The sequence below is a fragment of the Oleiagrimonas soli genome, from assembly GCF_000761445.1.
GTDB lineage: Bacteria > Pseudomonadota > Gammaproteobacteria > Xanthomonadales > Rhodanobacteraceae > Oleiagrimonas > Oleiagrimonas soli.
In genome coordinates this window covers 2,810,736-2,828,644 of sequence record NZ_KN196470.1, presented here as the reverse complement: position 1 = coordinate 2,828,644, position 17,909 = coordinate 2,810,736, and the positions used below count along the sequence as shown (strand labels likewise).

Sequence of the window (17,909 nt, the reverse complement as noted above, 5' to 3'; positions counted from 1 at the left end):
CGGGCAGCGGCGTCGCGTTCGCCGCGACATCGTGTCGTCCATCTCGCTCCGGGAAGAGCACCTGGCCTCGGCCAGCATTTCATCATCAGGGAAGGGAACGTCCATGACCGGTTCTTCGTTCGATCAATTCTCCAGCCCCGTGGTGCTGGTGGCGCCGCAGGCCTCCGCGTCGGCATCGGCCGCGCACCAGCATCCGACCTACGACATCTACTACGCTGACATCGCGCCGGGCACCACGGTGCAGACGGCCGATCTGGCCGCGCAGCTCACGCACGTGCAGGGCTCGATGCACGTGAGAGGCGAGGCGACGAAGTCGCTGGCCAAGAAACAGTACGGCGTCAGCCTGGACACCGATCCGTCGCCCGAGCATTTCCTGGGCATGGCCAATGGCGGCAAGCACTGGGTCTTCAACGATTGCGGCGCCGTCGATTTCACGCTCCTGCGCAACGTGCTGGCCTTCAGCATGCAACGCTCGCTCGGTCACTATGCACCGCAGCACAAGTTCTTCGAGCTGTTTATTTGCGAAGCGGGCTTCGAGCCGTCGACGATCGATGCGGCGGTGCTGCAGGCGGCCTATCAGGGCGTGTACCTGAATTTCGACAAGATACGCTTCCAGCCCGACCGCATCGAGGCGCCCTACGACGCCAAGCATCCGACGGTCGACTATGCCATCGTGCAGGCCAACCAGGGCAACCCGGAATATCTGGCGCTGGAGCCGCGGCCGCCGCTGACCGGCAATGTCGAGATCTACGAACCGAAGCTGTCCGACATGAGCGCGGACCTGCAGGCTGCCTTCTCGGCCTGGTACATCGACAGCACCCTGACCCAGGGTTGGGCCGGCCAGTTCGCGGCGCTGTATTCGGACTACGTGGCGCAGCAAAAGCCGATTCCGGCCGCGTCCTTCGCGCCGCTGCAGACGACGACCGACTATCCGTCGTTCGCCGCCTACTTCGTGCTCAACGAGATCGCCAAGGACCCGGACGGCTATCACAAGAGCACGTTCATGGTGAAGCGCAAGGGCAGTTGTTACGCCGGGCCGCTGTGGGACAAGAACAAGTCCTACGGCAACGTGGCCTCGTGCTCGCAGTATCCGCAGGGCTACGTGAAGCCGGACGGCTGGCTGTTCTCGATCGCCGGGCAGGCGCCGTGCTGGTGGCACGTGATGATCCGCGATCCCGCGTTCCAGGACGAGGTGCGCGCCTGCTGGCGGGCGCTGGTCGCGATGCTGGCCATCAACCCCAAGCAGGGCGACTGGATCGACGCGCTGATCGACGACAACGTGGCGTACCTGCAGTCGACGGGCGCGCTGGCGCGCAACGCGGCGCGCTGGCCGGCGCAGCACACCGGCGGGTCGTACGCCAGTCAGGTGGCCGAGCTGAAAAGCTATCTCGCGCAGCGCATCGCCTGGATCGACGCGAACCTGGAAACGATGCTGGCGTCCTACTGAGCGCGCGGTCGCCCTGATGTCGAACGCGTGACGGAAAGCGGTGCGTGGCGCGCACCGATCCGAGGCGTGCCACGGGTCGACGCGTCGAGGAAGCGCCTGCGGGCGCGCTGCCCGCAGCCGGTTCGACGTCAGATGGCTTCGACCTCAGAAGCTTGATCCCGGTTGCGCCAGAAAGGCGATTTCCTCGGGCGTCGACGTGCGCCCGAGGATCGCGTTGCGGTGCGGGTAGCGTCCGAAGCGCTCGATGATGTCGCGATGCTTGAGCTCGAAGCGGTAGTTGTCTTCCAGACCGTTGTCGCGGAACAGCGCTTCGGCCCGCGCATGGATGGCGCGCGATTCGCTGTGCATGAAGGGCATGTAGAGGAAATTGCGCTCGATCGGCGTCAGCGCCTCGTGTGCGTCGGCGCGGATCGCTTCCTGCGCCAGCACCAGCGCGATCGGGTCGCGCGCGAAGGACAACCGGGTGTCGCGATGGATGTTGCGCGAGAACTGGTCCAGCACGATCACTTCCGCCAGCCGTCCGCGCGGCGTATCGCGCCAGTCCGACAGCTCGCCGGCGGCGGCCTGCTCCAGCAGATCGCCGAAGCGCGCGCGGATGGTCTGGTCGAAGTCTGCATCCTTGACCCACCATTGCTTGGGCTCGATGTCGTCGAACCAGAACCTTAGGACGGTGTCGTGCATCGTGATTTCCCCGGCGATGATCCTTGCCAGATTCGTGCATAGCTGCGAGTTTGCCAAGCGTATCGTCTGAGTGTGCCGGGCGCTTGCCGCACGGCGCATGGGGACAAGACATTCTCGCGGTATCCGGCCGAATGGGGTGGCCGGCATGTTCGACAACGGATTTCGGTCGGTGCGGTTCGTGTGCGTCGACCGATCATGGCTGTCCGGCCCGCGAGCATGCGGCGGACAGCTCCGAAGGGGAGCGGGTGCGAGCAGGGCGCTTCATGGGACGACGCGCCGGTTCCTCGTGATCGTGGCATCAAGGAGGAGGGGAACATGAACATCGCATCGATGCTTGCGTTGGCAGGCGTGTCCTGCCTGATCTGGACGGCGCCGGCCGCGGCAGCGACCGCTGGCCCGCCGCCCGGTTCCTATCTGCTCAGTTGCACGGGTGCGACCGTGCAGGCCGATGCACTGTCGGCCAGCTGCCAGACCCTGAGCGGAAGTTTCAAGAGCACCACGCTGGCGCAGTTGGGCGCGTGCCAGAACGAGGTGATGAAGGGCGGCGACATCGCCAACATCAACGGCAATCTGGTTTGCGTGCCGAATCTGCCGAATGCGACCGGCGAGCCGTACCCGCAGTCCGAAACCACCATCAACGACTGGGTCTACTCGGACAACCAGGCGGCGCTGGTCCGGCACAGCTGGTCGATCTGGGCCGGGCTGACGCAGTTCACCGGCAAGGTCGACGGTACGCCGGTGCGAGCCTTCGAGACCTGGACCACGCCCTCGAACATGATCTACCGCATCCAGTCCGGCATCGGCATCGATGTGGAGAAGGGCAAGGTACTGCTGCGCAAGGCGCAACTGCTGCGTCCGGGCAGCCGGTTCAAGCTGGAGATGCCGCATCAGTTCCGTATCCTGCGGCCGATGCTGAAGTCGGCGCAGACGATTCCGGACGGCGACACCAACATCTTCGTCACGGTCGCCTACAACCCGGCCGCCGCGGAGCACGCCATCCGCAACAAGCTGTTCCTGCAGAGCACGCTCAACGGGTATCTGAAGCAGGGATACACGCAGATTCCGGTGTTTCCGACCAGCGCCATCACCATCAAACCGGTCTACAAGATCATCCAGAAGAACGAGACCGGCGGCAACGTGAAGGACGGCATCTACACCATGCCCGGTTGGCCCGGCACGCCGTCGCCGGCCAAGACCTTCCCTGAATCGTTGTGGGGCGCCTGCGTGTACGTCGACGTCGCCCACGACGGCCCCAGCGGATCGTCCATCGACACCGGCTGCACCGGCCGCACGCCGGCCACGACCTTCCACGTGGGCGACTTCATCCATCACGTCATCACCGCGGAGGAAGCGCCGGCCATCGCGTCGCAGACCAAGATGAAGGTGTCGGCGGGCGATATCGCGATCCTGGTCGGCATGCACGTGACCACGCGCGAGACCACGCGCTGGGCCTGGCAGACCTTCTGGTGGTCGGCCAACCCGAGCAGTCCGTATCTGCCCAGCAGCAGCACGATCGCCTCGGCGCGTCCGCAGCAGGACATGGATGCGGCCTCCAGCCACTACGCGATGGCGCTGGCCTACCAGATGGTCGCGCCGGCGCAGCCGATCAACGGCGGCAAGAGCGTGGGCTATTCGGTTCCGGCCTACAACCCGCACCTGGAGGCGGGTTTCTCGCCGGAGGTGTTCCAGGCCAAGGGCACCATCACCGAGCCGAACGGCACCGTGGTCGACAACGAGTACGGCGTGCAGACCAACTGCATGACCTGCCACGGGCAGGCGCAGTACCAGGCAACGCCGGGCTATTACAGGAACGTGGATCACCGCGAGGACCCGTACGCGGCGAACTTCTACTTCGGCCTGAACGATCCGTCGTTCCAGGGCAAGCTGCAGCTCGACTTCGCCTGGTCGATCCTCGGCAATCTGGTGCTGGACGATGACGGCGGCCATGGCATGGCCAAGAGCAAGGAGTCCATGCAGAAGTAAGTCTGCGCTCGTCCGCGCAGGAGAACGGGATGCCGCGCGGCATCCCGTTCTTTTTTGACGGTCAGGCCGAGACGCTGATCGAGCGGTTGATGTACTGCACCAGGCGCGGACGCTCGCCGAGGTTCGGGCGACTGCCGTGCGGCAGCCAGGCGTGCCAGATCACCAGATCGCCGGCGCGGCCGGCAACGGGCTCCGAGCCCAGTGCGTGCAGGTCCTGGTCCTGCGGGTCGAGACCGGGTTCGAGCGCGGCCAGCCAATCGGGCAGCTTGCGTTGGAAACCGGGCACCACGGTCAGCGCGCCCTGTTCGGCCGGCGTGTCGGTGAGGTAGAGGATGCCCTGGGTGTCGAACTCCAGGGGCGCGCCGAGATCGAGATCCCAGTGCAGATCCGGCCCCGGGAACGGGTAGCCCGCACGCTGCGGCGGGTGAAAGCCGCAGCGGTCCGCCGTCGGCCACAGGTCGGCGGTGTCCCACAGCTGCGCGAAGGCCTTGTGGATGCGCGGCGAGTGCCGTGCCGCGTTCAGCGCCGCATGCTGGATCAGTTCGACCATGATGCCGTGGCGACCGTCGCCGCGATACCACGATTCGCGGTCGTTCGGATCGGCATGCACGTGCGCGTAGACCGCCTGCTCGGCCGCTTCGCGCTCGCTCTCGGTGATCGCATCGTGCAGCACGACGTAGCCGTGTTCGTGCCAGTGCGCGAGATCGGTTTCGTCGAGTACGGGCGGGCTGGCCTCGATGGCGTCCAGCCGCGCGCGCACGGTGTCGGAAAGCGGCTGGCGATGAATCGTCGCGCGCAGGCGTTCGCGGTCCAGCGGGTCGGGCGCGCCGGCGGTGTCCACGATCCAGTGCTCGAAACGCTCGAACGTCGGCGCGGTATGCATCAGGTAGGCCCAGGTCTGCTGCAGGCCGAGGCCGAGAGCGTTCAGTACCTGGTGGTCCAGCCGTCCTTCGTTCGGTCGCGCAGACTGGGCGCCCGAGCGTGCGGCATGCGCCGCCGCCCACATCCGCTTGAGATGCGGAACGCCGAGTGTGCCGGTCTCGGTCGAGGCGGGAAGGAGGTCGGACATGGCGGTTCCCTGTAGTGTCGTTGGCTTCGTGCCGAGCCCGAATCTAGCAGAAGTTTTTCCATGCAAGCGGCCGTTGCGCGGTTGTCCGCAGGGCATCGCCGGAATCCGTGGCCGGTCGGCTGCTTGTTCGGGTCATCGGCACTGCACCCTATCCTCGCTGCCCGTGGTCGAGAATCCGGACAGATGCAACGCGGCGATCGGATAGGGCCAGTGTTCGATCGCCAACCGTTTCGAGAGGATGTCGCAGACGCTCGTGGCTTCGTACACATAGCTGCCGCTGCGTCGCATCGTGGCGTGATAGCGCAGCGTCGATGGCAGCGGGTTGTGCAGGGTCAGATACATGTCATCGGTGCCCGGTTCGTTCCAGAACCGGATGATCAGCGTGCGCTTGGGATCGGCGGTGGTCACGATACGCACCGGTTCCACGCGCGTGCCGTCGACATGCAGGTCTACGCAGAGTGTCTGTCCGGGTTCGATGATGAGCGCGCCGTCCGCAAGCGCATTCTCGTGCCCGGCCTGACAAGACGGCGTAGGCGATGCAACGGTTCGCAGGCCGACCTGTTCCATGGTCGGTTTCGGCGCGGCGGCGCAGCCGGCGGCAAGCAGAGCCATACAGACGATGAGGTACTTCATGCCCATGCCTCGTCGAGGAAGAATGCGTGGAGGTCGGAGTTACGCATGTCGCCATGCGTTGGCGGTTGGCGTCCTACTTCGCAGCAGCACGCGGCCCCATTCTGGTGAAGTAGTGCGTATGCATGATCGGATGGCCGTCCTTGTCGTAGTACACGGCGGTTTCGGTCATGTGCTGGCCGTCGGCGGCGATGACGTCCATTGCCAGTTATATCGAGTCACTCGGACGAAACGCAGTGACGACCTTTTTCGGCCGTTGTGCTGGCGGCATTGGCAGGTGTGATCGGACGACGGCCCAGCGGTTGAGCAACGGAGAATCGTGCGAAGACTTGGACAGAACCGGGGTGCTGATCGTCGCGGCGACGAGCACGAAACAGGAAAAGGCGGTTTTATGCTGGTTTTCCAGGAGAAAATAATCATCTACCTTGCGTCAATTCCATATATTCGGCAAATGCCGTACGCCGAGCGGGCGTCATGGCCAGTATGGTCTGGGTGCTGTTTGCTGCCGATGTAAGGTTCGTGCGTGATTTTTCACATTTTTTTATGGTGATGGTTCTAGAATCGGTAGACGGTGCCCTGCAGTTATTCGGGGCACTTGAGGGGCGTGTGTTATTCGCGCGCCTCATTCATCGTGTTCAACAAGGAGATTGCATCATGGAGATCAACAAGGTGACCGGCTGCACCATTCGCCCGTTCGGGCGCGTCGTGGCCAGCGAGATCAGCCGTAAGCAAACGGAAGAGCTGAAGAAGGGGTGCTACCACTCCGTAACGTCCGGCTCGGTCTCAAACGATATACCGGATGCGAGTGATCCGGGCTTCCTGCCTTAGTCGTCGCGATAGCAAATTGCTGCACCGGATGACAGGAGTGGCGAATTGCTTACCGGTCGGCCGTTGCCTACTCGGTCTTGCGACGGTCGGCCATTGATATGAAGGCGCGCTCGATATCGTGTGTGCTTATTGAATGGAGATATACATGGACAAGGCTGTCCTGATTCTGGCCAAGTGGAATGAGCCGCACACGGCCGCCTTGCGCTGGTCCCTGGACCGCATGGGTGTTCCGACCCGGATTGCTCCGGACTTCAGTAGTGTGGGACGGCGTATCTCGATTCACGCCGACGATCACGGCATGCGCTGGTGGTCGGATGCCTGTCCGGAAACGCCCCGTTCAATCTGGTTCCGGCGGCCGGAGACGCCCAAGCCCGAGCAGTGCATGGAGTCGGATCGTGAATTCCTCAGGGTCCAGTGGAAGTTCTTCCAGAAGAATCTCTTCGATCTGGGGGGGAAGGTTCTGGATACACTCTGGATCAATGATCCGGTCGCGGCCTATGTGGCCGAGAGCAAGCTCGTGCAGCTGCAGGCAGCGGTCGAGCTGGATATTCCGTTTCCCGACATGGTGGTGACCAATCATGCCGAGGATGTTGCACGGTTGATCCAGCGCTGGGGGCAGGTGATCTACAAAACGTTCTACCCTCACAGTTGGCTGAGCCGTTCCGAGGGCAAGTTGTATGACCTGGGTGTGACCCTGCTCAATGTGAATTCGGAACTGCCCGAAGCGTCCATTGCCATGTGCCCGGGCATCTTCCAGCGTTACATCGACAAGACCGAGGACATTCGCGTGACCGTGATCGGCGACCGGATTTTTGCGGTGCGCGTGCTCAAGCAGACCGGGGGCGCCTATCTGGACTGGCGTCAGCAGGTCCTCGCAGGCGAGACCCGCATGGAGACCGTGCAACTGCCAGCCATATGGGAGGAGCGCATCCGTAGGCTCATGAAGAAGCTGGGTATCGTTGTCGGCTGTGCCGATCTGGTTGTCGATCCGCAGGGGAACATGTATTTCCTGGAGATCAATCAGGCGGGTCAGTTTCTGTTCGTGGAGGAAAAGCTCCCCGAGGTGCCTCTGCTCAGGGCGATGACGGCAATGCTGATCCAGGGCCGCTGCGATTATTCGCTCGATGCCTGTGGCCCGGTGCATTTCGGAGACTTCAAGCAATCGGACGAGCACCAGCGCGTCATGGACTCATATGGTGAGACCGCACTGGTCGCATCCGAGGAACCCTGACTGTGCGGCAACTCGATTTCATGGGGTGGTGGTGCAGCATGTTCCGCATCGCCTGCCGGTGAAATCGGCATAAAGAAACGGGCGGCTTGGAGCCGCCCGTTTCCGTTCTTATTGTACGTTCGCTGCGACGTTACTTCAGCTTCGCCGCCTTGCGCAGTTCTTCGGCACGGTCCGTCTTTTCCCATGGGAACGCCTCGAACGGGCCGGCCTTGTGCTTCACCTTGCGGCCCTTGTCGTCCAGGGACTCGTAGCTGTAGCCGGCCTTCGCCGTCGAACGGCGGCCGAAGTGGCCGTAGCTGGCGGTGCGCTGGTACATCGGATGGATCAGGTCGAGCATCTTGATGATGCCGTACGGGCGCAGGTCGAAGTGGCGCGCGATCAGCGCCTCGATCTGCTCGTCCGGAATCTTGCCGGTGCCGAAGGTGGTGACCGAGATCGACGTCGGGCGCGCCACGCCGATGGCGTAGCTGACCTGCACTTCGCAGCGGTCGGCGATGCCGGCGGCGACGATGTTCTTGGCCACGTAACGCGCGGCGTAGGCGGCCGACCGGTCGACCTTCGACGGGTCCTTGCCGGAGAACGCGCCGCCGCCGTGGCGGGCCATGCCGCCGTAGGTGTCGACGATGATCTTGCGACCGGTCAGACCGCAGTCGCCCACCGGGCCGCCAATGATGAACTGGCCGGTCGGGTTGATGTGGATCTTCGACTGCGGCAGCGAATCCAGCCAGCCCTTGGGCAGCACCGGCTTCAGGATGTGCTCGCGCACGCCCTCGATGATGTCCTTGTGCTTCAGGCCCGGGTCGTGCTGCGTGGACAGCACCACGGCGTCGATACCGGCGATCTCGCCGTCGGCGTAGCGCAGCGTGACCTGGCTCTTGGCGTCCGGACGCAGCCACGGCAGCGGGCTGTTCTTCTGCTTGCGGATCTTGGCCTGCTGCTCGACCAGACGGTGCGAGTAGTAGATCGGCGCGGGCATCAGTTCGCGCGTTTCGTTGCAGGCGTAGCCGAACATCAGGCCCTGGTCGCCAGCGCCCTGTTCCTCGGGCTTCTTGCGGTCGACGCCACGGTTGATGTCGGGCGACTGCTTGCCGATCAGGTTCATCACGCCGCAGGTGGCGCCGTCGAAACCGACCTCGGACGAGTCGTAGCCGATGTCGAGGATGACCTTGCGGGTCAGCTCCTCGATGTCGACCCAGGCGTCGGTGGTGATCTCGCCGGAGACGATGGCCACGCCGGTCTTGACCATGGTTTCGCAGGCCACGCGCGCACGCGGGTCCTGCGCCAGGATGGCGTCGAGGACGGCGTCGGAGATCTGGTCGGCGATCTTGTCCGGATGGCCTTCGGAGACCGACTCGGAGGTGAAGAGGTAGCTGCTCATCGAGGTCTATATCCTTCCTTGCGGATAGAGAGATAAATGAAAGGCGGCATCATACAACCGCTGTCCCGCAAATGCATGGTGCGGTGCGACGCGGCCTGCCTTTCCGTTCAGCCGAGCCTGCCCGAAAACCGCCCGCATGCGCGCCGCGGGCTGCCCGGACAGCGCCCCGCGGTCGCCGGGTATCGGCCCCAGTCTGGACACGTCCGTCCTGGGGAGCAAGTCGATGAAGTGGATGTGGGTGATGGTGCTGGGGCTTGGCGCGCTGGGCATCGCTCCGGCGGCTCGCGCCGGGGCATCGTGTGCGAAGCCGCGGCTTGAGGTCCAGCGTGTGTTGTGCGCGGATGCCGCGCTGCGTCGCATGAACGTTGTGTTGCACTGGCTGGAGTCGTCGGTTTCCGCGCAAGGGCGTCGCCGGCAGGCTGTCCGCGATGCGACGCTCTGGCGCGGACATCGGGACGATGTGCTGTGGACCATGTTGCGGCGTGGCTCGACGCGCGAGGACGTGCTGCGAGAGGCCTGGACGCTGGCGCGTTCGCGGATGGACTACCTGTTGGGTCGCCGTGGCGAGGGCGCGTTGCCGGACGAGCCGCTGCAGCGTTTGGCGCGAGTCATGCGGACGCGTGCGGCGAGGTCCGACACGGATGTCCTCGACGCTTGGCGGCAGGCCGATGACGCGGTGCAGTCGGCGCGCATTCTCTCCGCCGACAAGACACCATTCGAGCACGTCTTCTCGGCGGCCGGGCTGAAGATGTCGCCCGCGTTGCGTGCGCAGGTGGGGCGGCTCGGCGAGGCGTCGCCGAACCTGACGCTGCACTGGCTTGCATCCTCGCGCATGGGGGCGGTGGAGAGCGTGCAGGGTACGGCGGACTGCGCGTATCGCGTGTGGTTCCGAGCCGACGCCGACGGGCTTGCCCATCCCGTCGCCGCGCCGATGCTGGACCAGTCGCCATGCAGCGCCAACGGCGAGCGCATGGCCCTGCTGCGCGTCGGCAACGACACCTATGCGGCGCTGGAGCGCGCCGTGGGCGTCGATGGCGTGGACGTATCGCTGCAATGGTGGACCGGCGAGCGCTGGGCCAGTCCGCAGCGGTTGCGCGTGCGTTTCGATCACACCCTGTCGCTGACGCGGCTGCGCTGCGGCGAGGCCGATTGCGCACTCTATCGCGAGGCGATCATGCGCGCGGTCGCGCGTTACGACGGCAGCCCGCAGGCCGGTCGTCTTCCGCGGGTGCGGGACGCGGATGCGGCGACGGCACGGCGCATGCTGAAGCGGGCGCACAGCATGCCGCGCGAGGTCATGAACACGGCGCCGTTCGCGGACGGGCTGGCGCTGGACCACTTCTGCAACGAGGCCACTTATTTCACGCTGCGCGTGCATGGTCGGTTGTTGCTGGGCCGGATCGGGCACGGCCATCTCGGATGGCGCGCCGATCGCGGCTGGCTGGTCGGGCTGTGGGTCGAGCGAGGCGGTCGTCTGCAGCCGGTGGCCGGCGCCGTGGTCGCGCGACCGCGGGGGCGCGTACTCGGCATGGCGCCGATGCCGCCGGCCGTGGTGCCGACGCATTGACGCGCGCGCCGGTCAGTTGCGGTCGCCGAAGTACTTCTGCAGGCGCTGGTCCCAGTCCGGCGCGTTGATCCGCTGCAGCAGCGAGGTGTCGATCTGCTCGCGCAGCGGGCTGCGGTCCGGCAGGGCGAAGGCGTAATCCTGCCGTTCCAGCCGGATCGGCAGCACGCGCAGTCGGCCGTCGTAGTCCTGATTGATCTGCCAGCGCAGCAGCGGCGCGTCGTAGACCACCGCGTCGACCTTGCCGGCTGCGAGCTGCTGCAGCGCGTCGTCCAGCGAATCGGCGTGCACGTAGTTGTCGTCGTTGCGCTGCAGCCAGTTGCCGCTGGTGCTGCCGGCGATGCTGGCCACACGCACGTGGCCGAGGTCGTCGGCGTTGCGGATGCGGTTGCTGAGCTGGCCGACGGTCAGCGCGCTGGTGATCGATGCGGTGAAGAACGACACCACCATCAATGCCGCCAGCATCCACACCATGCCGAGCAGGCGGCCGGGCACGGTGCGTGGCGCGGTGTCGCCGTAGCCGACCGTGGTCATGGTCACCATCGCCCACCAGAAGCCGGAGAAGATGCCCTGCGCGCGCGTGCCGCCGAACTGTTCGGGGTTGTGCTTGTGTTCGAGGCTCCACACCAGCACGCCGACCGCGAGCAACAACAGCACCAGGGTGCCGATGACGCTGAGGAAGGCCGGCGATACCAGCGCCTGCGCCACGGCCAGCCAGCCCGAGCCGCTCTCGCTGCGCACCGCGACGCCGAGGCCGGAACTGGTGATCGGATGGGCGAAGTCCATGCGTTGTTCGCGTTGCGCGGTGGCGGTGATCGCGCCCAGACCGACGTCGACCTGATGCTGCTGCACGGCGTCGAGCAGGCCTTCGAGATCGTACGGTTTGTAGGTGTAGCGCCAGCCGTGATCGGCGGCGACTTCTTCCCACAGGTCGATGGCCAGGCCGCGATAGTGGTCGCCGTCGCGGATCACGAAGGGCGGCGCGACCTTCACGCCGACCGTCAGCGTTTTGGCCGGGGAGGCGCTGGATACGGCGGATGCCGGGGAAGTAGCGGCAGGCGTCTGCTGCGCGCCTGCGGCGGTGGACAGAAGGGCAAGAACGAAAGGCAGGATCGTGCGCAGGCAACGCGTGGTCATCCGGGACTCCAGGGTTCGGTATCCAGCACATCGCGCACGCGATGCGCGTCGATCAGCTTAGCGCGATGCGCGATCGGCTTCAGGGCGCGAACGAGCTCCGGGCCGTGGCTGCCGCTTTCGCGTGAAAGCGTGCCGCCTCACGAGGGCGCTCGGCATGTCGTTACGCGCCGATGCATGACGTCGCTGCGCCCTACCTGATGACACCTCGCGGCGACGTGCGTCGTTCCTACCCGCGATTCGCAGCGATGAGTCCATCTCACGGCGTTCCATCATGTATGCAGGCATGGCGCACGGGCATGGCGCGCACGGGGGCGCACAGGGTGACCTCGACAATCCATACCTGTACGTCATCCCGGCGAACGCCGGGACCCAGCGACGCTCAAGCCGCTGAACAAGGCAAAGGCCCTGGGTTCCTGCTTTCGCAGGCATGACCCGCGGCGAAAAGACCCGTGGTGCGACCGCAGAAGTGCCCATGGTGCGGGCGAGGGAAGCGCCGAGGTAGGCGGTGGGAAGTGTCCGTGGCGCGAGCGAATGAAGTCTCAGCGTTGGGATCGCAGGAAACGCTCGTGGTGCGGATGCTTGCCGCGGGATTCAGGCCGCCAGCGCGGCGTCGTCGGCCAGACGGGCGAAGTAGTCGCGGGTCAGGCGCAGCTGTTCGGCGGCGGATTCGGCGCGATTGACCACGGCGCGGAAGGCCGCGTTCTCGGGACGGTCCTTGGCGTACCAGCCCAGGTGCTTGCGCGCGATGCGCACGCCCTGATGCTCGCCGTAGAAGTCGTGCAGGTGTTCGAGGTGCTCGCAGAGGATGGCGCAGACTTCGTCCGGCGTCGGCTCGGGCAGCTTCTCGCCGGTGGCGAGGTAGTGCGCGATCTCGCGGAAGATCCACGGCCGGCCCTGTGCGCCGCGGCCGACCATCACGGCGTCCGCGCCGGTGACGTCGAGCACGTGGCGGGCGCGTTCGGGCGTGGTGACGTCGCCGTTGGCGAGCAGTGGTATCGAGATCGCGCGCTTGACCGCGGCGATGGTCTCGTACTCGGCTTCGCCCTGGTACTTGTCGGCGCGGGTGCGGCCGTGCACGGCCAGCGCGGCGATGCCGGCGTCCTCGGCGATGCGCGCGATGTTCAGCGCGTTCTTGTTCTCGCGGTTCCAGCCGGTGCGGATCTTCAGCGTCACCGGCACGTCGACCGCCTCGACCACGGCACGGCAGATGCGCGCGACCAGCGGCTCGTCCTGCAGCAGCGCGGAGCCGGACCACACGTTGCACACCTTCTTCGCCGGGCAGCCCATGTTGATGTCGATGATCTGCGCGCCGTGATCGACGTTGAAGCGCGCGGCCTCGGCCAGCATCTGCGGATCGTAGCCGGCGATCTGCACGGCGATGGGGTCGGGTTCGCCCAGGTGGTCCATGCGCTTGCGCGACTTGGTGGTGTGCCACAGACGCGGGTCGGCGGTGGTCATCTCGGACACGGCCAAGCCGGCCCCCATGCGCTTGCACAGGAGTCGGAACGGCTTGTCGGTGACGCCGGCCATCGGGGCCAGCACCACCGGCGGATCGATCAGGTGGGAGCCGATGCGCATGGCGCGCATTGTACGGCAGTCGGTGGCGGCGATCCGGTTCGGCGGTCGGGCCGGGCCAGAGCCAGTCTGGATTCGGGGATCGCGCTTGATGCCAGCGCGATCCTGCGCAGGTTTCGACTGGCCGCGCCACGCGGGCTATGCGCGGCTGCTTGGCCTGACTCAGTCCGCCGTGCGCGGCGCGGTTCGATACTTGCGGCGCGTCCACCAGAACAGGAAGCCGGTGACCACGAAGAACGGCGGCAGCAGACCCGCGAATGCCGTCAGCACTTCCCACCATGTCCCGCCGAGCCGACCCGCATGCAATCCGTGGACGACGCTCATCACGCTGCGCGTGCCGCGCTGGCGCGGGTTGACCTGCAGGCGCGCGGGCTGTGTCGAGGCGGTGTCGACCTGCAGCGTCAGTCGACCCTTGCCGGGCTGACTGGCGCGCACGTCCACGATGGAACGACCGCGCGCGGGCAGGCTGACCATCGACAGCGTGGCGTCCGGTGCAGCCGCATGGGCGCGTTGCAGCACCGAACTCCAGTCGATCGCGACCGTTGCCGTCGTCTGTGCCGGGACGCGTTTCGCAGCCGGCGCACGCTGCGGCGGACGCGGACGCTCGCCGCGGAACGTCAGCCAGGTGCCCGTGACCGTGAGGACCAGCAGCAGCGGCAAGGTGAGCACGCCGACGCTGCGGTGCCAGCTGACCCAGCGTCGCGTCGGCGGCTGCGTATACGGGCGCAGGCTCTGCCGCAGATGGCCCTTGCGCGGCCACCACAGCACGATGCCGGAGAACAGCAGGAACAGCGCGCAGAAGCCCAGGATGCGCACGAGCAGGTTGCCTGTCGATCCAGCGAGCAGGTTGGCGTGGAAGCGGTGCAGCAGGCCAAGGACATCGCGACCGCGCTGGCGGGTCAGGATCACCTTGTCGCCCTGTGCGTCGAGGTAGATGCGCGTGCCGTCGGTGGTCATCAACTGCCAGTAGGGCGCGTCGGGCGAGGGCAGGCCGATGGCGCGCAACTGGTCGCGCTTGGCGTCGTCGGCCGTCAGTCGGTCGAGGATCTGCGCCTGCTGCGCCCGGTCCGGCACATGCGCGTCGTGCGCCTGCAACTGCGGATACAGCCAGGCCTGCAGCGGGTGTTCGTACACCAGCGCGGTGCCCGACAGGGCGATCAGGGCGAAGACCAGTCCGACGCTGAGGCCGAACCACAGGTGCAGGCGTCGCAGCCAGTGGCGCATGTGAGGAGCTTCCCGGGGAAAGCTTGGATATTATTGAGAAGCATTATCATTTGTAAAGTTTCGCCTTGCACGCACAAGCATCCGCAGATGCGCCGGTTAAGCCGTGCTTACGTGGGGCTTGCCTGTGCACGAAGCGGTTGCCTCGGTGATACAGCCAGCGCTCCGGAAGGGTTGAGGTCACTGCATTAATCGCAGGAGTGACCTGCACTCAGCTTGGCGATGAAGCGGCGCATGTGCGGATCGCTACGGGCGAAAGGCACCTCGTCGAAGGCGAACCAGCGCACCGAGTGGAATTCGCTGGCGTCGAAGCTGACGGGTCGGGTGCGATCCGCGTGCACGACGTACCAGAGCGATACGTCGGTGTGCCCGGCGGTGAGTCCCACGGTGGACGTGCACGTGACCATCAGGGGCGCTGCGATGGGGTGGGGTGCGACGAGGCCGAGCTCTTCTTTCAGCTCGCGCAGTACGGTCCGTCTTGGATGCTCCCCCGGCTCGACATGGCCGCCGGTGGGCAGCCAGCGCTGTGCGTTCCTGTGATCGACCAGCAGGATGTGATCGCCATCGACGACCGCGAAGTAGGCAACGAGGTGCTTGGCCGGCGTGGCTGGTTTGGCGATGCGGCACAGGGGTGCGCCCGAATCGATCCACGCGAATGCGTCGCTCAGATGCGTGTGTTCCAGTGCGTCCAGAGGCCGGATCGACTGGAATTCGGCGCGTATGCGGGTGCGCTCCGCATGGTCGGGTGGAGCCGTGGATTGCCTCACCGTAGGCACCGTTTCACGCAATCAGGCCGACGACGGCGCGAATCCTCAACCGAATCGCGCGACGACTTCGTCGCGGCGCGGCATCGCGGTGGCGGCGCCGGCGCGTTCGGTGGACAGGGCGGCGACGCGGCCGGCGTGGCGCACGGCGTCGGCGAAGCGCGTGACGCGCTCGTCGGCGAGGCCGGCGACCAGCGCACCGCAGAAGGCGTCGCCAGCGCCGGTGGTGTCGATGGCCTTCACGGTTTCGGCGGCGACGCGATAGCAGGCGGCTTCGTCGCCGCGGCGCGCATCGCCGTGGGACACGAAGCTGCCGTGACGGCCAAGGGTGACGACCACGCTGCCGCCGCACAGCTGTCGGCACAACGCGTGCAGTCGCTCGTCGTCGAGCGTGGCGACGTCGTCGGTGGCGACTTCGGTGTCGAGAAAGCGCGCGCACAGCTGCGCAAACTCGCTCTCGTTCGGCGTCAGCACATCGGCCAGGCCTAGCAGGTCGGCGTCCAGATCGGGATGCACCGGTGCGGGATTGAGCACGCGGATCAGCTCGTGCTCGCCGCCCAGTTGCAGCGCCGTGCGCGTGGCGTCGAGGTTGTTTTCCAGCTGCGCCAGCAGCACGCGGGCGTCGGCGAACAGCGCCGATTGCGTGCACAGGAAGTCGGGGTCGAGCCGTTCGTTGGCGGCCAGGTCGACGATGATCTGGTTCTGCCCGCTGGCTTCGACCAGGATCGCGGCGGTGCCGGTCGGCACGTCTTCGCGGACCTGCCAGCAGCCGGTCAGGCCTTCGGCTTCGGCCAGCGCGGCGGCGCCGTCGCCCAGCGCGTCATGACCGCGTGCGCCGACAAAGGCCGTCGTCACGTCCTGGCGCACGCAGGCGATGGCCTGGTTGAAGCCCTTGCCGCCGGGGCCGGTGCGGAAGCCGCCGCCGCGCCGGGTCTCGCCCGGCTGCGGGAAACGATCCACCTGCCACACGTGGTCCTGGTTGTAGCTGCCGACGACGACGACCTTGCATGCCATCGTCGATCAGACCTCGCCGTGCGCCTGGCGCGGCAGGCGTTGCTCTTCGCGCACGTGCTTGTGCTTGAACAGCGGCACGAACAGCAGCGCCATGATCAGCGCGTAGCCGGCGAACGCCATCCAGATGCCCGGCCAGTCCTTGCATACGGCGACGGTGTCGTTGCAGGTGTGGTCGGTGAAGAAGGTGTCGATGGCCCAGCCGGCAATCAGGCTGCCGAGCACCGCGCCGACGCCGTTGGTCATGAACATGAAAAGACCCTGCGCGCTGGCGCGGATCTTCGGGTCGGCCTGGCTCTCGACGAACAGCGAGCCGGAGATGTTGAAGAAGTCGAACGCCATGCCGTAGATGATGCACGACAGCACGATCATCCACAGACCGCCGCCCGGATTGCCCAGACCGAACAGGCCGAAACGCAGCACCCAGGCCAGCATGCTCATGGTCATCACCGCCTTGATGCCGAAGCGCTTGAGGAAGAACGGGATGGTGAGGATGAACGCGGTTTCGGAGAACTGCGAGATCGAGATGATGATCGCCGGATGCGCGACCGCCAGACGCGTCGCCAGATCGGAGAACGAATGCCAGTTCAGCGAGGCGAAGAAGGTGTGCCAGTCCAGCGGCGCCATGTCCTTGTACGGCGCGATCTTGTTGAAGTCGTGCAGGAAGGTGTCGCCGTAGGCGTTGGTCAGCTGCAGCGCCGCGCCCAGCAGCATGGCGAAGATCAGGAACACCGCCATGTTCTTGTTCTTGAACAGCACGAACGAGGTCAGGCCCAGGCGGTCGGCCAGCGACACGCTGTGCGCGGCGTCCAGCTTGGGTGGGCACTTGGGCAGGGTGAAGGCGTACAGGCCCAGCAGCAGCGAGGCCGCGGCGGCGATGCGGAACTGCAGCGGCGAGGTCTCGAAGTGCATCAGGCTCACCGTCCAGGTCGCGGCGATGAAGCCGATGGTGCCCCACACGCGGATCGGCGGATACACCGTGACCACGTCGTGGCCCTCGTTCTTCAGCGCGTTATAGGCGACGGTGATGGCCAGCGCGATGGTCGGCATGTAGAAGACCATGTTCAGCAGCATCACCCAGAACATCAGTTCGGGGTCGTGCACGAACGGCACGCAGAACAGCACCACGGCGCCGCAGATCTGCAGGATGCCGTACAGGCGCTCGGCGTTGATCCACTTGTCGGCGATGATGCCGGCGATCGAGGGCATGAACAGCGAGGCGATGCCCATGGTCGAGAAGATTGCGCCGAAGCTGGTGCCCGACCAGTGTCGCGTCTGGAACCACCATGCGCCGATGGTCAGCAGCCATGCTCCCCAGATGTAGAACTGCAGGAAGTTCATGACGGTCAGGCGAAATTTGAGCATGGTGCGCGTCCCCCGCGTGTCGGCC

General features: G+C 65.9%; 16 protein-coding genes. 5 read left to right on the top strand and 11 right to left on the bottom strand.

Annotation, left to right across the window (positions count from 1 at the left end):
* Window positions 1-103 precede the first annotated feature (103 nt).
* Window positions 104-1,447, top strand: coding sequence for a CotH kinase family protein (locus tag LF63_RS12630; RefSeq protein ID WP_043102314.1), 1,344 nt, complete (start codon window positions 104-106; stop codon window positions 1,445-1,447).
* Between the two features lie 144 nt (window positions 1,448-1,591).
* Here the strand turns inward: LF63_RS12630 and LF63_RS12625 are convergent, their stop codons facing one another.
* Entirely contained in the window at window positions 1,592-2,128 is a 537-nt protein-coding gene (locus LF63_RS12625) for a DUF924 family protein (protein ID WP_043102312.1), read from the bottom strand.
* Window positions 2,129-2,443: 315 nt separating this feature from the next.
* Here LF63_RS12625 and LF63_RS12620 point away from each other — a divergent pair, with 315 nt between their 5' ends.
* The gene (locus tag LF63_RS12620; RefSeq protein ID WP_043102311.1) at window positions 2,444-4,111 is read left to right on the top strand and encodes a hypothetical protein; all 1,668 of its coding nucleotides are present in this window, start codon (window positions 2,444-2,446) and stop codon (window positions 4,109-4,111) included.
* A gap of 61 nt (window positions 4,112-4,172) precedes the next feature.
* Here LF63_RS12620 and LF63_RS12615 read toward each other — a convergent pair whose 3' ends face one another.
* From LF63_RS12615 to LF63_RS16360, 3 genes are all read right to left on the bottom strand, one after another.
* Window positions 4,173-5,180, bottom strand: coding sequence for a phytanoyl-CoA dioxygenase family protein (locus LF63_RS12615; RefSeq protein WP_043102309.1), 1,008 nt, complete (start codon window positions 5,178-5,180; stop codon window positions 4,173-4,175).
* 132 nt (window positions 5,181-5,312) lie between these two features.
* A complete protein-coding gene (locus LF63_RS12610) occupies window positions 5,313-5,813 on the bottom strand; it encodes a hypothetical protein (RefSeq protein ID WP_043102308.1) in 501 nt (166 codons plus the stop codon).
* Window positions 5,814-5,886: 73 nt separating this feature from the next.
* On the bottom strand, window positions 5,887-6,012 hold the full coding sequence (locus tag LF63_RS16360; RefSeq protein ID WP_268746047.1) for a hypothetical protein: 126 nt from the start codon (window positions 6,010-6,012) through the stop codon (window positions 5,887-5,889).
* 272 nt (window positions 6,013-6,284) lie between these two features.
* On the opposite strand from LF63_RS16360, the gene LF63_RS12605 reads away from it, so the two are divergent.
* On the top strand, window positions 6,285-6,638 hold the full coding sequence (locus LF63_RS12605; protein WP_043102305.1) for a hypothetical protein: 354 nt from the start codon (window positions 6,285-6,287) through the stop codon (window positions 6,636-6,638).
* 145 nt (window positions 6,639-6,783) lie between these two features.
* Window positions 6,784-7,869: an ATP-grasp domain-containing protein gene (locus tag LF63_RS15325; protein WP_152569327.1), complete on the top strand. Its 1,086-nt coding sequence runs from the start codon at window positions 6,784-6,786 to the stop codon at window positions 7,867-7,869.
* A gap of 130 nt (window positions 7,870-7,999) precedes the next feature.
* On the opposite strand, the gene metK is transcribed toward LF63_RS15325, so the two are convergent.
* Window positions 8,000-9,247 (bottom strand): methionine adenosyltransferase, encoded by a 1,248-nt coding sequence (gene metK, locus LF63_RS12590; RefSeq protein ID WP_043102299.1) that lies wholly within the window; start codon window positions 9,245-9,247, stop codon window positions 8,000-8,002.
* A gap of 358 nt (window positions 9,248-9,605) precedes the next feature.
* On the opposite strand from metK, the gene LF63_RS12580 reads away from it, so the two are divergent.
* On the top strand, window positions 9,606-10,814 hold the full coding sequence (locus LF63_RS12580) for a hypothetical protein (protein WP_152569326.1): 1,209 nt from the start codon (window positions 9,606-9,608) through the stop codon (window positions 10,812-10,814).
* Window positions 10,815-10,826: 12 nt separating this feature from the next.
* On the opposite strand, the gene LF63_RS12575 is transcribed toward LF63_RS12580, so the two are convergent.
* From LF63_RS12575 to LF63_RS12550, 6 genes are all read right to left on the bottom strand, one after another.
* Window positions 10,827-11,948, bottom strand: coding sequence for a transporter substrate-binding domain-containing protein (locus tag LF63_RS12575; RefSeq protein WP_043102290.1), 1,122 nt, complete (start codon window positions 11,946-11,948; stop codon window positions 10,827-10,829).
* A 591-nt stretch (window positions 11,949-12,539) separates the two neighbouring features.
* On the bottom strand, window positions 12,540-13,526 hold the full coding sequence (gene dusB / locus LF63_RS12570; protein WP_043103871.1) for a tRNA dihydrouridine synthase DusB: 987 nt from the start codon (window positions 13,524-13,526) through the stop codon (window positions 12,540-12,542).
* A gap of 159 nt (window positions 13,527-13,685) precedes the next feature.
* The gene (locus LF63_RS12565; protein ID WP_052395071.1) at window positions 13,686-14,747 is read right to left on the bottom strand and encodes a PepSY-associated TM helix domain-containing protein; all 1,062 of its coding nucleotides are present in this window, start codon (window positions 14,745-14,747) and stop codon (window positions 13,686-13,688) included.
* Between the two features lie 185 nt (window positions 14,748-14,932).
* Window positions 14,933-15,511 carry an NUDIX hydrolase gene (locus LF63_RS12560; RefSeq protein ID WP_200877551.1) on the bottom strand — a complete coding sequence of 193 codons (579 nt, stop codon included), beginning with the start codon at window positions 15,509-15,511 and terminating at the stop codon, window positions 14,933-14,935.
* Window positions 15,512-15,556: 45 nt separating this feature from the next.
* Window positions 15,557-16,522 carry a ribokinase gene (locus tag LF63_RS12555; protein ID WP_043102287.1) on the bottom strand — a complete coding sequence of 322 codons (966 nt, stop codon included), beginning with the start codon at window positions 16,520-16,522 and terminating at the stop codon, window positions 15,557-15,559.
* Between the two features lie 6 nt (window positions 16,523-16,528).
* A complete protein-coding gene (locus LF63_RS12550; protein WP_081945210.1) occupies window positions 16,529-17,884 on the bottom strand; it encodes a nucleoside permease in 1,356 nt (451 codons plus the stop codon).
* Between the last annotated feature and the right edge of the window lie 25 nt (window positions 17,885-17,909).

What these genes read in the sequence shown, in the direction of transcription:
- LF63_RS12630 (WP_043102314.1), top strand. Translation starts at nt 104, where the DNA reads ATGACCGGTTCTTCGTTCGATCAATTCTCCAGCCCCGTGGTGCTGGTG.
- LF63_RS12625 (WP_043102312.1), bottom strand. Translation starts at nt 2,128, where the DNA reads ATGCACGACACCGTCCTAAGGTTCTGGTTCGACGACATCGAGCCCAAG.
- LF63_RS12620 (WP_043102311.1), top strand. Translation starts at nt 2,444, where the DNA reads ATGAACATCGCATCGATGCTTGCGTTGGCAGGCGTGTCCTGCCTGATC.
- LF63_RS12615 (WP_043102309.1), bottom strand. Translation starts at nt 5,180, where the DNA reads ATGTCCGACCTCCTTCCCGCCTCGACCGAGACCGGCACACTCGGCGTT.
- LF63_RS12610 (WP_043102308.1), bottom strand. Translation starts at nt 5,813, where the DNA reads ATGAAGTACCTCATCGTCTGTATGGCTCTGCTTGCCGCCGGCTGCGCC.
- LF63_RS16360 (WP_268746047.1), bottom strand. Translation starts at nt 6,012, where the DNA reads ATGGACGTCATCGCCGCCGACGGCCAGCACATGACCGAAACCGCCGTG.
- LF63_RS12605 (WP_043102305.1), top strand. Translation starts at nt 6,285, where the DNA reads ATGGCCAGTATGGTCTGGGTGCTGTTTGCTGCCGATGTAAGGTTCGTG.
- LF63_RS15325 (WP_152569327.1), top strand. Translation starts at nt 6,784, where the DNA reads ATGGACAAGGCTGTCCTGATTCTGGCCAAGTGGAATGAGCCGCACACG.
- metK (WP_043102299.1), bottom strand. Translation starts at nt 9,247, where the DNA reads ATGAGCAGCTACCTCTTCACCTCCGAGTCGGTCTCCGAAGGCCATCCG.
- LF63_RS12580 (WP_152569326.1), top strand. Translation starts at nt 9,606, where the DNA reads ATGAACGTTGTGTTGCACTGGCTGGAGTCGTCGGTTTCCGCGCAAGGG.
- LF63_RS12575 (WP_043102290.1), bottom strand. Translation starts at nt 11,948, where the DNA reads ATGACCACGCGTTGCCTGCGCACGATCCTGCCTTTCGTTCTTGCCCTT.
- dusB (WP_043103871.1), bottom strand. Translation starts at nt 13,526, where the DNA reads ATGCGCATCGGCTCCCACCTGATCGATCCGCCGGTGGTGCTGGCCCCG.
- LF63_RS12565 (WP_052395071.1), bottom strand. Translation starts at nt 14,747, where the DNA reads ATGCGCCACTGGCTGCGACGCCTGCACCTGTGGTTCGGCCTCAGCGTC.
- LF63_RS12555 (WP_043102287.1), bottom strand. Translation starts at nt 16,522, where the DNA reads ATGGCATGCAAGGTCGTCGTCGTCGGCAGCTACAACCAGGACCACGTG.
- LF63_RS12550 (WP_081945210.1), bottom strand. Translation starts at nt 17,884, where the DNA reads ATGCTCAAATTTCGCCTGACCGTCATGAACTTCCTGCAGTTCTACATC.